Raw genomic sequence first — 13,770 nt, 5'->3', positions numbered from 1 at the left:
ATGGCGAGCGTCGACGTCGTCATTCCGAACTACAACTACGGCCGCTATCTCGAAGCCTGCGTGAAAAGCGTGCTGTCACAGGACGTGGGCGAAGTGCGCGTCCTGATCGTCGACAACGCCTCTACCGACTACAGCGTCGCGGTCGCCAGACGCCTCGCCTCCGGCGACCGGCGGGTAGAACTGCTGCTACGGCCGGAAAATCTCGGTCCTCACGCCTCCTTCAATGCGGGGATCGACTGGGCGCAGGCCGATTACTTCCTCCTGCTCTGCGCTGACGATTTCCTTGTGCCGGGTGCGTTGCGGCGGGCCACCGCCGTCATGGAGCGGGATCGCAGCATCGCCTTCTCCTATGGTCGTGACGTGGCGATCCGGGGTGACGCACCGATACCCGACATTGCGGCACAGCCCACCGCCCCACCGGTCACGCTCATGACAGGACGGGCTTTCATCGAGCGCTTCTGTCGTCTCGGCGTCTTCCAGATACCGGGACCGTCCATCGTCGTGCGCACGAACATACAGAAACGCGTCGGCTACTACCGCCCTGCCCTGCCGCACAGCGACGACTACGAGCTGTGGCTGCGGCTTGCCCTGCACGGAACCGTCGCCGAGCTGGATTGCGTCCAGGCCGGCATCCGCACCCACGACGCGAACCGGTCGGCAGACCTTTGGGCGCAGCAGATCCTGCACATTCGCCATACGGCGGATGCCGCCGAGAGTTTCTTCCATCATGAAGGCCGCTGGCTCGACGGGGCCGAGACCTTGCGCCGCCGCGCCCGGCGCGGCATTGCCGAGCGCGCCTACTGGTCGGCCGCCGCGCATGCGCTCAGGGGCAACATGCAGGCGTGGCAGCTGCTCATGCTCGCTGTCCGCATGGCGCCAGCGACCGCCATACTGCCGCCGCTCGGCTACCTGCTGCAACGACCCGATACGATGCCGCGGCTGCGCGCCCTTCTCACCAGGGTCCTGCGATAGGGCATCAGCGCTCCGCCATATCGTTTCCATCCAGAGCAAGGCTTACTCGCAGGATATCGCCCGCCTGCACCGGGTCCGTCTGGCCGACCGCGACTTCCCGATATGTGTCGCCGACCATCCGCACGGCGGAAAAGCGGAGGGCCGTCTGCTGCGTTCCGTCTCTTTTCTCAACCGCGATGCCCGCCTCGACCATCGCCTGCAGGCTATAGGTCAACTTGCGGCGAAGGCGCAGGATATCGATGTTCACCTCGCGCAGTTCTGTCGCCACGTCCCCGCGGCGCTGCCCGCGCAGCGAACTGAGGCGACCGTCGATCACGGTCAGGTTCTGCCGGGCGCGGGCAAGGAAGGAGCCAAATTCCAACATGTCCCGGTTCGTCGCCGATATCTCCCGCTGCTTGTCCCGAAGCTGGGTCTTCGACGTCAGGCCGCGCTCCACCATGCTTTGGGCAAGCTTGACGTCCTCGTCCAGCAAGGTGAGTTCGCCGTCGCGCAGCTTGCCGCTCTTTTGCAGCGTGTCGATCTCGTCTACATAGCCAACCCTCTGCTGCTCCAGGCTTCTCATCTCGGCGTCAAGCGTCGCGCGGCGCAACTCGAACAGGGTGCGCTCGGCCTCCACGACCTGACGAACGATCCGCGGATCCGGCGTGCCGATCTCCTCGCTCGGCAGATAGGTGAAAGGCTTCCCGTTCAGCTCCGCCTCGAGACGAACCCGTTTCACATCCTGACCGAGAAGCTGGACGCCAAGATCCGCATAGTCCTGGCGCAGGCCGGCAAGCCGCATGCCGGCATTGTCGCCCTGCGCCAGCACCTCCTTCTGCCCACCCCCGAGCGCGAAAAGCTCGAGAGCGATCATGCCGGGTCGGAACTCATACCGGCCGGGCTTCTGGACTTCACCCACGATGAAGACCGGCGCATAGGCTTCCACGACGACCGCGACGGAAAGGTTGGCGATGTGCTCCCTGAGCCCGGCATCGATGGTCTGGCGAACCTCATCGATACCCTTGCCGGCCACAGCGACGTTGCCGAGCAGCGGATATCCGATCGTGCCGTCCGTGCCGATGGGAAAGGACCCGCTCAATCCCGGATCGCCATAGACCGTGACGCGCAGCACGTCGCCCCCGGCCACCCTGTAGTCCTGGTTCTGGGCGCTTGCCGGCGTGATCGAGACCGCGACGAGCAGAAGACACATGGAAACTGCCCGGCGCGGAACATGCCGCCAAAGGCGGCGATCTTCATGCTGTGCGGCTTGGTGGCGTGCCATGGTATCTCAGACCTCACAACCCGACGAAAGTAGGTAGATCGGTGGACATTTCCACGCGTTTTCTTGTCTCCAGAGACGAACCGGGATGGTCGGCGGCGAGGGAAGCGACGTTGCGCCCCTCCAGAATGCTGCGGGGCGCACAGTTGACGACCAGGCCGTCGATCGCGATGCGGGCCCTGCCGAACCTGCGGATGGCGCGGGTGGTATCCTCACGCTCGGCCCCCTCGGGAACGACAAGGATCGTCCGGTCGACCAGCGCGGAAACCAGCAATGCGCCGGAACCGTTCGATATCGCCGTCGAATCGACGATCACGACGTCATAGGCGCCCCTCAGCGCAGACAGGAGCCGTGCAAAGCCGTCGTGGCCGAGAATATGTTCGGCGGGAACCTTCGCCATCCCCGCACAGATCAGGTCGATGCCGGAGGGACCGTCATGGCGGACAAGCTCGCGGAACTCGACGTTTTCTCGGGTGCAAACGCACTCCATCGTGCGCAGGGGCTGGGCACCGAATTCCCCGGCAATGCCGGGCGAGGCCGGGTTCGCGTCCAGCAGCAGCGTGCGGAGGCCCGTCGCTGCAAGCGAGCGGGCAAGGCAGGACGACACAAGTGTCTTGCCCTCGCTCGCAGCAGCCGATGTCACCGCGATGACCAGAACGTTGCCGGGCCGCGCGGAGAGGCGCAGACGGCCCTGCATGTCGGCAATGGCATGGGCGAAAGGCTCGCGGGAGTGACGGATGAGATCGGCGACACCGGCACGCTGCGGTGCAGAAAGCTCCGGGATGCGGCCGATGACCGGAATGCCGGCGCTGATTTCCCGCGGATCGGGACGGCGCAGGAAGCCGGCGCGCAGTTCGAGAAGGAGGGTTGCGAGCGCACCGCCGGCGAGGCCGAACACCAGCCCGCCGATGAGCCAGGCGGCTGCATTCGGGCTCGATGGCGATCCGGACGGCACCGCGCGCGAAATGATGCGCGCTTCCGCCATCGCGATGCCGTCCTGTTCGATCGTCTGCTTGTAGCGCGTGAGGTAGCTCTCGTAGATCGCCCGGTTGGCGCTGGCCTCGCGGTCGAGCTGGTCGGCCTGCACGATCGCTTCGTTCGCGTTCGACATCTCCGCCTGTAACTGCTTCAAGCTCGCCTCAAGGCCGGTCTGCTGGCGGCGCGCGACCTCGATCTCTGTGCGCAGACTGTCGACGATCTGCTCCACCTCGGCGCCGATCTGCGTCTGAATCGTCCCCAATTGCGAGGTCAGGTCCGGAATTTGCGGATTCTTGACCGCGCCGCTTTCGCTGATCGCGGCAAGCAGCCGCTTGAGACGGGCTTCCTCGGTGCGCAATTGCTGGATCGCCGGCGAGTTCAGGACTTCGGGAATGGCAAGGCCGCTCTGCCCATCCGATACGTCGACCGCCGTCGCAAGGCGCGCGACCAATCCCGCAAGCTGGGCCCGCAGTCGCGCGAGTTCAGCATTTAGTCCGGCGATCTGCTGGGACAGCAAGGTCGTGCCGTTCGACTTGGCGATTCCGGATTTCTCCCGGAACGAGGTCGCCGCATGTTCCGAGCGTTCGAGTTCGCTGCGCAGGCTTACGAGGCGCGTTCCCAGCCAGTCGCTGACACGCCGCGTCGCGGACGTCTGCACATCGACCTGATAGTTGATATAGGCCTCGGCATAGGCATTGGCGACCGCAGCCGTGAATTCCGGCTCCATGCCGCTGAACGCCACATAGATCGTATAGGAACGGCCGTCATTGGTGACGCGGACACCGGAAATGAGGCTGTCGAGAAGGACGCGGCGGTCGACGCTGACACGGTTCGCCCGGGCGGAGGATCCCGCATGGCCGACCGCATTCTCCGCCGTCAGGCCGAAGCCCTTGGCGGCATCGATTCCAGCCGCCTGCAATTGGGTCAGAACCCGTTCGGCCATCGAACGGGAACTGATGATATCGACCTCCGTGCGCAGCACCGGGCTTTCCTGCGGCAGCGGCGAAACGACGGATTCCGTGGGCAGCGCCTGGAACTTGCGCATGTCCAGCGCCAGCACCGCCTCGGCGCCGTAGCGCGACGGCTGGTCGAGATAACCGACCGCCGCGATCGCAACACCCGCGGCAAGGCAGGCGAGGATCGGCCACCGGCGTTCCACGATGACGGCAAGGGGCCGGGGAAGGACGAACTCCTCCGGTCCGGCCGGTCTGTCTGACCAGATCATGACTGAATTCCTGTAATGGGGCCGGCTTTACGCCTGGCTGCTTTGATAGGTCTCGTCCGACAGGATCTCACCGACCTTGCAGGCGACTTCCGTGCGATTGGTCGCGCCGAGCTTCTTCATGATGTTGCGAATGTGTACCTTCACCGTGCTTTCGCAGAGATTGAGCTCCCGGGCGATGATCTTGTTCGCCTTGCCGCGGCGCAGCGCCTCGGCGACGGCCGCCTGGCGCACCGTGAAGGCAGACCAGCCACGGACTTTCTGCGGATAGCTGCCGAGAAGCCCGCGCATCGCAAGCACGCTGCTGGCCGGAACGAATTGCCCGCCGGCGATGGCAAGCCCGATCGCTTCGATGCAGACGTCGATATCGACGGAGCTCGGAATAAACCCGTGTACGCCGAGATCGATGACGTCGAGCACGTGATCGAGCGTCTGGTTGTCGGAAAGCACCACCACCGGCACTGGCTCCAGCGTCGTCAGGAGTTGCGTGATCTCGTCCCGCAGGTCCGGATCGGAGACGTTTCTGCTGCCAATGTTGACGAGACTGGCGCGAAGCGTGCCGAGGCTTGCCTTGCTTTGTTGCCACGCGGCAAGCCCGGAAAAGGTAAACACGCTGATGCCGATCCGATGTGAATCCAGACTGTTGGCAAGACATTCCCGATCGAGGTTGCGCTTGTCGAAGATCGCGACATAGTCGCTTGCGGCATATTGCTGGGATTGTCGGTCGACATATTCCCTGGAATCGGCGCGGCTGTCTCTGCCGGCTGAACTCCGCGTCCGCATGATATTGATCGCCTCTTTGTCGGAATCCGCTTCGTCGTCTCTTGCCATGGTACCCCTCATTAGTTTCCCGGTCAGAATTACGAGTCTGGCCTCTGTTCGATCTCGGCTGTCCGCCCTACGCGAGGGCCATCTTGCGCACCGTGAAAGCCTCCGCGAAAAGCGAGGGCGAGCGGCATTCCATGCCGCGCATGCGGGCTATTCCCCGAAAGACATCCGCGTGGAACCAGTCCTTGGACCGTTGCGTCGCGAAGTGCTCCATGAGCAGGTCGATCTTGCGGTCGATGACGCCGGGCGGCAGGGGCACGTAGGCATTGCGTTCCGTGATGTCTCCATCCCATTTTGGGATTTCGTATTCTAGCACGAAATGGTCGCGAAAAACGTTCGTCGTCAGGGCGTTCAGTTCCCGATGATCCTGGTGGGCGTCGTAACGGCTGTGGGTGAAGATGACATCGGGTTCCACCCGGTCACGCAAGGCCAGCAGGAAGGCCTTGATCTCGCGACTCTGGCTCGGAAAATAGCTGTCCTCGAAGCCGCAGACCTCGACCGTGGCGGACGCCGCGCCGGCGAGGAAGTCGGCGGCGGACCGGCGCGTCTCGGCCGCCCGCTCCGCGGTCGCGCTCATGACGCACCAATAGGCCTCCAGCTTTACGCCGCCCCCGATCAGGCCGAGGATCGTGCCGCCCGCGCCGATCTCGATATCGTCGGCATGGGCGCCGAGGCAGAGAATCCGCAACCGGTGTCCGGCGGAAGCAAAGGGCAGCGTTTTCATGACCTGTCGACCCTGCGCAGCCTGGATATGCGCTCCCCCTCCATCTGGTGGACCCATGGCATCTCGCCGCGCTCGACCATTTCCTCCAGCATCTGCCAGTCGCGCAACGTGTCCATGGAGCGCCAGAAGCCCTCATGCTTGTAGGCCATCAGCATGTCGTCCTTGATCAGCCGCTCGAAGGGCTCGAGAACCAGTTCCTCGCCCTCGCGCATGTAGTCGAATATCTCGCCGCGCATCAGGAAGTATCCGCCGTTGATCCAGATATCGGACGTGTCCGACGAGCGGAATTCACGCACCCGGCCCGCCTCGTCGATATCGGCAAGGTGGTAGGTGAGCGGGGGGCGCACCGCGAGGAAGCAGGCGATCTTGCCGCTGGCCTCGAAGCGGGCGACCATGTCGTCGAGATCGACGTCGGTCAGGCCGTCGCTGTAATTGGCCAGGAAGATGCGCTCGCCCCTGACCTGTTCGCGCACCGCCCAGAGGCGTTCTCCGATATTGCGCCAGATGCCGGTATCGATCAGCGCGATACGCCAGTGCTCCTGTGCCTCGCCGAGCAGTTCGACCCGCCCCTCCCCGGACACGATGCAATCCGAGAAGGTCTGCGGCCGGCAGTTGAGGAAGAAGTCCTTGATGACGTTCGCCTTGTAACCGAGGCAAAGCGTGAAGTCGTCGTGGCCGTAGGAGGCGTAGTACTGCATGACATGGCGCAGGATCGGCTGCGCACCGAGCGGGATCATGGGCTTGGGCACGGCTTCCGAATATTCGCGGATGCGTGTTCCACGCCCGCCGCAGAAAAGCACGACCTTCATGACAGGTCCTCCAGGGGATCGACGACGGCGACCTCGGGAATGGGGACGATGAATTTCGCGCCCCAGCTACCGACATGGCGCATCTGGGCCACGATCTCGGCTTTCAGGTTCCAGGGCAGGATCAGGATGTAATCCGGTCGGTGGAGATCGATCGCCTCGACGGGCAGGATGGGAATATGCATGCCCGGCGTGAAGCGGCCGTGCTTGTAGGGATTGCGGTCCACGGTAAAGTCGAGGAAATCCGTGCCGATCCCGCAATAGTTCAGGAGCGTGTTGCCCTTGCCGGGCGCGCCGTAGCCGCAGATGCTCGCCCCCCGCTCCTTCACGCTGATGAGGAAATAGAGCAGGTTGCGCTTTGCCTGCCGCGCGCGCGTGGAGAAGGACGTGTAGGCCTCCACGCCATGCAGCCCGGACCGGCGCTCCCGCTCCAGGAGAGTGCCGACATTCGAGCTGATCACCCCCGAGCGCCCCGCATGACCGAGATAGACGCGCAGCGATCCCCCATGGGTCGGCAGCTCCTCGACGTCGAAAATTTCGAGGCCATGCAGCCGGGCGGCGACTTGCACCGTGAACAGGGAGAAGTACGAGAAATGCTCGTGATAGATCGTGTCGAACTGGTTCTGCGCGATCAGCGTCGCGACATGGGGGAACTCCAGCGTCACGACACCCTCGGGCTTGAGGATGCGCTTCATGCCGCTCAGGAAGTCGTTGATGTCGGGCACCTGGGCCAGCACGTTGTTGGCGACGATCAGGTCGGCCTTCTGGCCGGCGGCCACCATGTCGCCGGCAAGACGCTTGCCGAAGAAAGCGGTCTTCGTCGGTATGTTGCGGGCGATTGCCACCTCGGCGACATTGACCGCCGGTTCGATACCGAGCACGGGTATACCCCGCGCAACCAAATGCTGCAGGAGATAGCCGTCGTTGCTGGCGATCTCGACAACGAAGCTGCGCGCATTGAGGGAAAAGCGATCGATCATCCGTTCGCAATAGCGCTCCGCATGCGCCACCCAACTCGTGGAATAGGAGGAGAAGTACGCGTACTCCTCGAAGATGCTCTCCCGGCTGACATGTTCCTCCAGTTGCACCAGCATGCATTCTTCGCACACGCGCACATGCAGCGGATAATACGCCTCCATAAGGCCGAGTTCGCTTTCCTGGCGGAAGCTTTCGCACGGCGGCGACATGCCGAGATCGACGACGGTATGTTTCAAGGCTCTTCCGCACAGCCGGCACGCGGGTCTCAGCGATGGGCTGTGGGATTGCGAGAGCGAATGGCTGGCCTGAAAACTCATGGCAACGCCTCCAAGGAGATACCCGGTCCGGACCGAAGGAGGAGGCGATCGAAGATAGCCTATCCGCAAGGGGACCGTTTCTCGACGTGGTTGCCAGATTAAGCAGGGAATACGAAGGCTGCCATACTACCTTGCGAACACCGTCCCTATCCGAAAGGCGTAGCCTTGTGAAACATGCATAAGCGGATGTTAACCACCTTGACGCCGCGGCCTTTGCAATACGCCGGAAACCGTACTTGGCAGACGGCTTGTATCCGTCAGGATCGTGGAACACGGGCAGAGGAGAAACCAATGCTGTTCACCAGAACCGATCTCGACGGCGTGTGGCTTATCGAGGCGTTGCCGATCGTCGATGCGCGAGGCTCATTCGCCAGGACCTTCTGCATCGACGAAATGGAAGCACTGGCGCTTGAGAACCGTTTCGTCCAGCACAGCCTCTCTCGTTCGACGCAGAAGCACACGCTTCGCGGCCTGCATTTCCAACGCGTACCGCACCGGGAGGTGAAGCTGGTATCCTGCCTGAAGGGTGCGATCTGGGACGTGGCCGTCGATCTGCGCCCGCAATCGCGCGGCTACTGCCACTGGACGGCGGCGGAACTCAGCGCCGAAAACATGCGCCAGCTCTATATTCCGGAAGGCTTCGCGCATGGTTTCCTGTCGCTGACCGAGGATGCCGTCGTCGGCTATCTCATCTCGGCGCGCTACGATCCTGACGCGGCTGCCGGCGTGCGCTACGACGATCCCGCTCTTGCGATAGACTGGCCGGCAAAGCCGGCCGTAATGTCGGAAAAGGACCGGAACTGGCCGCTTCTTGCGGAATGCGAATTTCATGCCTGAGACTTGCCGAGCAGTCCGCACGCCTCGAGCCGTGTGGCGGCGGCGGCAATCGCCGAGAACGGCAATCCGGAGCGGCGGGCAATGTCGAGCAGGCAATGGCTGCCGTCGGCAAGGTTCAACACCCAGAGGTAGGCCATGGTGATATCCGAGGTCGCCGTGTGACCGCCCGTCGCCGAATAAAGCCCCCGTCGCCCGAGTTGCGGCTCTCCCTTCGGCGAGAGGTTGAGGGGTATGCGGTCGGTTTCGAGGATGTCGACGACATCCATGATCATGCGAAAGGAGGAGGCAAGGTGCTCCGGCCGTACGAAATCCAGATCATCCGCCGAGGTATGATATTCGGGAAAGGTTCCAAAGGCGCTGCGCTGGAGAAGGCCGACCGGCAGGTTGAAACCCGGCGAGCAGAACTGCCGCTCGTCATAACCGAAAGGACTGAAGTCACGCATCGTCACCTCCCGGCCGTCACAGCGCACGGCTTCCATGGCCCGGTCGATCGTCGCATCGCCGCGGCGGCTGCGCTTGTAGACCGGACCGCCGCCGTCGCCGATGCAGGAGACGACGAGGCCGTGATCGATACGGGAAAGCCCCGCCTCGTTCCCGGCAAGCCAGCAGAGAGCGCCGATCGTGCCCGGCGCGAAGAGGAAGCGGTAGCCGAACCGGATGCGGCGCGCCGCAAGGGTCCTGGCGACGCGCGCGAGCACCGCAAGGCCGGAGCAATTGTCGTTGGCAAGCGAGGGGTGGCAGATATGGGCGGTCAGCAACACCTCGCGCCCGGTTTCGCCCGGCAGGAAGACCTCGCCATAGGTCAGCGCCCCATCGGCAAGCGTGGTGTCGATGAAGACGTCGTATTCGCCGTCCTCCAGCGCGAGATAATCGCGATGCGCCATGCAGAACCCCCAGTTCCGGCTGTAGTAGCTGGTCCGGTAGGGAATGAGGTCGGGTTGGTCCGGCAACGTATGGATATGCGTGCGAAGCTCGCATAGCGGCATGCGGCGCGCGACGGGTTCGCTATAACCGACGAGATGCAGGTTGGATGCAGCGAGATCGACCACGACCTTGCCGCTCGCCGCGCGGACATAGGCGCCACGCACGGTCCACTCCTGCGGCACGGTCCAGTCGAAAACCTGGGCGCCTGAGGGCACCTCGCGGACCGTGATATCGACATGCTCCGACAGGATCGCGAGGGTGCGGCGCACGCCCTCGCCCGTGATGCTGCGGCAAATCGGAAAGAGCCGGGAGACGAGCGCGTGGAGTTCACCGCCGATATCAGCCGTACCGTCCGCCGATGGCTGGAGCCGTGCCGCCTCGTTCATCGCCATCCCTCACGCGTGCGCCGCCAGCGTGTCTGCCAGGGCCTTCACCGCCGGCCGCCACCTGAGGTTCCGGTCGAGCGTGTTGCTGGCGAGAAGCGCGCGGATATGGCCGATGCGTTGATAACGGGGCCCTTCAAATTCCTGGAGCGTGAGGCCTGCGCCATGATAGGCGTCGTGAAGCTGCCTGGCCCCGGCCACCACGTCCCACTGCGGACGGAAGGCCGGCAGGGTTCGCGCGATCTTGCCGAAATCGACGCGGTAGGAGCGCGCATCCGGCCCCGCCTCGCTGGCATATTCCAGCCGGCAGTCTGGCACGGTCCGGGCCACCACGTCGGCTATGTCGCGGACCTGGTAGTTGTGCTCCGTCCGGCCGACATTGAACGCTTCGGCGAAGACCGCTTCCGTCGGTGCTTCGAGCGCTGCGAGAAAGGCGCCGGAGATGTCCTCGACATGGACGATCGGCCGCCAGGGCGTGCCGTCCGATTTCAGCAGGATGACGCCGCGCGTCACGGCCCAGGCGACGAGATTGTTGAGCACGATATCGAAGCGCAGCATGGGCGACAGGCCATAGGCCGTCGCCGGCCGCAGGAACACCGGGCAGAAGCCGGCGTCAGCCAGCCCCGCGATGTCCGTTTCCGCCATCACCTTGGAGCGGCCATAGGCCGAAACCGGATTGAGCGGCGCGTCCTCGGCAACGAGGTCTTCGCCGGCAAGGCCGTAGTTGCTGCAAGAGGAGGCGAAGAGGAAGCGGGCGACACCGGCCTGCTTGGCTGCCCGCGCGACGCGCACGCTGCCCTTGTGGTTGATGTCGTAGGTGACATCGGGATCGAGATTGCTCAGCGGATCGTTCGACAACGCCGCAAGATGGATGACGGCATCGAATCCCTCGAGGTCCTCGGGCGTTATATCCCTGACGTCCTTGAGCGTGGATGGAACCTCCGTCATGGTCCCGCCGGGCGCGTAGCCGCAGCGCCGGTAGAGCCTGCTGTCGTAGCCATGGACCTCATGGCCCGCCCGCAGCAGGATCGGAACCATCACTGCACCGATATAGCCCTGGTGTCCCGTTACAAGCACCTTCATGTCCGCATCTCCCGGCCTCGTTGCTGAAGGAAGATGCTACGGCGGCGCGCCGCGGACCACGATTGACGACAAAGACGGCGGCGCGCACCCGAAAGGCGTTATCGGCCGCCCGCCCTACCGCTTTCGGACAGGCTCAGGCGGTCTGGCGTTCCGGCGCAGGGCTTGGCCTCGGTGTTATAGCGGCGGAACACGACGTCCGAGGGGCGGCCGACCAGATAGTTCTCGATACCGTGGTCGAGGGCGAGGCGATAGACGCCGAGCGCGCCGTCGAAGGCTTCCACGGTCTGGTCGATCTCGTCGTTGCCATGCGTGTAACTCACCACGAGCGATGGCGCGAGCACGCCGCGGCGGATGGTTTCCTGCAGCAGGAGCGTTCGGAATGCCTGCGAGGACGTACCATCCCTGCCCTTCGTGAAATAGGACAGGCAGGCGGGGTGACCCGTCACGCCGACGAAGCGCTGCAAGCCGTGGCGGACAATCGCCTGCTCGATGCCGGCCTTGAGCCGCAGTCCCTGGCTGCGCAGATGAGGAATGACCGGCTCCTGCGCGTAGACATGCATGGTGGCGATCGCCGCCGCCATGGCATGGGTTTCGGCGCCATGGGTCGTCGACAGCAGGAAGACGCGAGGCCTCTCGGTCTGCTCGATACCGCCAAGCGCCATGAATTCGCGTTTGCCGGCGAGCGCCGAGATGGCGAAACCGTTGCCAAGCGCCTTGCCGAAGCAGGAGAGATCCGGCTGCAGCCGATAATAGTCCTGCGCGCCGCCGCGCGCCCAGCGGAAGCCGGTGATCATCTCGTCGAGAATGAACAGCGCGCCGTTGCGTTGGCAAAGCGCCTGCAGGTCGTGCAGATAGCCCTCCGCCGGCTCGTCGCCGCGCGAGGCTTCGAGAATGAGGGCGGCAATCCTGCCCGGATGGCGAGCGAACAGATCGCGCGCATCATCGAGGTCGTTGTAGCGGAAGCCGAGCGTCAGGTCCCGGACGGCCGCAGGAATGCCCGCATTCATCTCGGTCGTGCCGATGAACCAGTCGTCGGTCGAAAAGAACGGATGGTCAAGGCATCGCGCGACGAGGTCCCTGCCCGTCGCCGCCCGCGCAAGACGGATCGCCGCCGACGTCGCGTCCGAGCCGTCCTTGCAGAACTTGACCATGTCCGCGCCCGGGACCATCTGAAGGAAGGTCGCGGCGCAGTCGATCTCGATGCGTGCGGGCCGCGTGAAGTTGCAGCCGAGTTCCAGTTGCCGCGCGACGGCATCCACGACATGGCGATAGGCGTGCCCGAGGCCGACCGCGCGGTTGCCCATGCCGTATTCGATATAGGCGTTGCCGTCGGCGTCCCACACATGGCAACCGTAACCGTTGACGATGAAACCCGGCGACAGGACCGGATATTGGTCGTCGCCCTTGGCATAGGTGTGCGCCCCGCCAGGGATGATGCGGTGCGCGCGCCGGCGAAGCCGGTCGGATTTCTCGAAGTCCTGAATGAATGCGTCCATCTTGCCCTCCCGGGCCTTCCAGCCCTTCCGGGCACTATCGCCCCATCCACGGCGCGCGCATCCGCGCTTTTGGTGGAGGGAACATGGCCGATAGGCGTAGGGATCAGTTGTAGAGCTCGTTGAGCTTGAAGATCACTTCCGTCCGATTGCGGACCTTCAACTTCTTCATGATGTTACGGATGTGGACCTTGACCGTACTTTCGCGCAGTTCGAGCTCATAAGCGATGATCTTGTTGGCCTTGCCGAGTTTGAGCATCGCAATGACGTCCTCCTCCCGGCAAGTGAAGATCTCGGCCCGCTTGCGCTCCTGCTGATCGGCAGCCGACATCAGCCTGCGCAGTTCCGGCAGGCTCTCGGTGGAGATGAAGACGCCGCCTGAAAGCGCAAGCGAGATCGCCTTCACGCAGACGGAGATGCCGACCGCCGAGGGGATGAACCCCCTGACACCAAGATCCAGCACCGTCAGCACCTGCCGCAGGTCATGGTTGTCGGAAAGGATGATGACCGGCAGATCCGGGAACCGCGAAACGAGCATGCGGATGTTGCTCTCGATACGCGGCTCGGTACAATCACGGCTACCGACATTGAGCAACACACCGGTCGATGCCTCGGTATGCTTCGACATCCAGGCTTCAATGGAGTTGAAGAGCACGATGGTCATGTCGAGACCGTGCGACACAAGACTCTGAGAAAGACATTCGCGGTCAAGCGTCCGTTCGTCGATCATGTCGAGGACGCGCATGCTTTCCAACGCGCTCCTTACCGGAGCGACGGACTTGAAAGCCGCCAACCGCAGCGTCCCGTTCAAGGCCGCCCGATGACCCAACCCGTTTATTCCTCCGACCTCGACCACAACAGGAATCCTTAGAATTGATAAATCAGAGGGAGAGAGCTTATTTCCGCAAAAACAAGTTTAAGTCGCATAAAAATACTTTCTCGCGCAGCGAGAAGCGTAGTTACGGTG

The 13,770-nt window shown here is 63.6% G+C and carries 12 protein-coding genes; 2 read left to right on the top strand and 10 right to left on the bottom strand.

The genetic code is table 11. From position 1 onward, the window contains the following. The gene (locus V8U06_RS14135; RefSeq protein WP_427141198.1) at positions 1-972 is read left to right on the top strand and encodes a glycosyltransferase family 2 protein; all 972 of its coding nucleotides are present in this window, start codon (positions 1-3) and stop codon (positions 970-972) included. Between the two features lie 4 nt (positions 973-976). On the opposite strand, the gene V8U06_RS14130 is transcribed toward V8U06_RS14135, so the two are convergent. The 6 genes from V8U06_RS14130 to V8U06_RS14105 all read right to left on the bottom strand — a co-directional run bounded on the left by V8U06_RS14130 (position 977) and on the right by V8U06_RS14105 (position 8,083). Further along, positions 977-2,161 carry a polysaccharide biosynthesis/export family protein gene (locus V8U06_RS14130; protein ID WP_226922992.1) on the bottom strand — a complete coding sequence of 395 codons (1,185 nt, stop codon included), beginning with the start codon at positions 2,159-2,161 and terminating at the stop codon, positions 977-979. A gap of 85 nt (positions 2,162-2,246) precedes the next feature. Next, entirely contained in the window at positions 2,247-4,433 is a 2,187-nt protein-coding gene (locus V8U06_RS14125; RefSeq protein WP_427141197.1) for a GumC family protein, read from the bottom strand. Positions 4,434-4,460: 27 nt separating this feature from the next. Continuing rightward, positions 4,461-5,261 carry a response regulator transcription factor gene (locus tag V8U06_RS14120; RefSeq protein ID WP_226922994.1) on the bottom strand — a complete coding sequence of 267 codons (801 nt, stop codon included), beginning with the start codon at positions 5,259-5,261 and terminating at the stop codon, positions 4,461-4,463. Positions 5,262-5,328: 67 nt separating this feature from the next. After that, positions 5,329-5,982, bottom strand: coding sequence for a PIG-L deacetylase family protein (locus tag V8U06_RS14115; RefSeq protein ID WP_226922995.1), 654 nt, complete (start codon positions 5,980-5,982; stop codon positions 5,329-5,331). Further along, entirely contained in the window at positions 5,979-6,791 is an 813-nt protein-coding gene (locus V8U06_RS14110) for a sugar phosphate nucleotidyltransferase (protein WP_427141196.1), read from the bottom strand. Before V8U06_RS14110 ends, V8U06_RS14115 begins: the two co-directional genes overlap by 4 nt. After that, complete coding sequence (locus V8U06_RS14105; protein WP_427141195.1) at positions 6,788-8,083, bottom strand: methyltransferase domain-containing protein; 1,296 nt, start codon at positions 8,081-8,083, stop codon at positions 6,788-6,790. Before V8U06_RS14105 ends, V8U06_RS14110 begins: the two co-directional genes overlap by 4 nt. A gap of 291 nt (positions 8,084-8,374) precedes the next feature. Between V8U06_RS14105 and rfbC the strand changes: the two genes are divergently transcribed. Continuing rightward, the gene (rfbC, locus tag V8U06_RS14100) at positions 8,375-8,920 is read left to right on the top strand and encodes a dTDP-4-dehydrorhamnose 3,5-epimerase (protein ID WP_226922998.1); all 546 of its coding nucleotides are present in this window, start codon (positions 8,375-8,377) and stop codon (positions 8,918-8,920) included. On the opposite strand, the gene V8U06_RS14095 is transcribed toward rfbC, so the two are convergent. From V8U06_RS14095 to V8U06_RS14080, 4 genes are all read right to left on the bottom strand, one after another. Beyond that, positions 8,911-10,230, bottom strand: coding sequence for a DUF4910 domain-containing protein (locus V8U06_RS14095; protein ID WP_427141194.1), 1,320 nt, complete (start codon positions 10,228-10,230; stop codon positions 8,911-8,913). The two genes, rfbC and V8U06_RS14095, sit on opposite strands and share 10 nt — an antisense overlap. Positions 10,231-10,239: 9 nt before the next feature. Next, the gene (locus V8U06_RS14090; protein ID WP_427141193.1) at positions 10,240-11,310 is read right to left on the bottom strand and encodes an NAD-dependent epimerase/dehydratase family protein; all 1,071 of its coding nucleotides are present in this window, start codon (positions 11,308-11,310) and stop codon (positions 10,240-10,242) included. A gap of 98 nt (positions 11,311-11,408) precedes the next feature. Then, entirely contained in the window at positions 11,409-12,806 is a 1,398-nt protein-coding gene (locus tag V8U06_RS14085) for a glutamate-1-semialdehyde 2,1-aminomutase (protein WP_427141192.1), read from the bottom strand. A 103-nt stretch (positions 12,807-12,909) separates the two neighbouring features. Next, entirely contained in the window at positions 12,910-13,659 is a 750-nt protein-coding gene (locus tag V8U06_RS14080) for a LuxR C-terminal-related transcriptional regulator (RefSeq protein ID WP_427141191.1), read from the bottom strand. Positions 13,660-13,770: the final 111 nt, after the last annotated feature.

Origin of the sequence: Shinella sp. G-2, assembly GCF_050172695.1 — a bacterium.
GTDB lineage: Bacteria > Pseudomonadota > Alphaproteobacteria > Rhizobiales > Rhizobiaceae > Shinella.
Note: the sequence above shows the minus strand (reverse complement) of the source record. Positions and strands in the feature narration are given on the sequence as shown.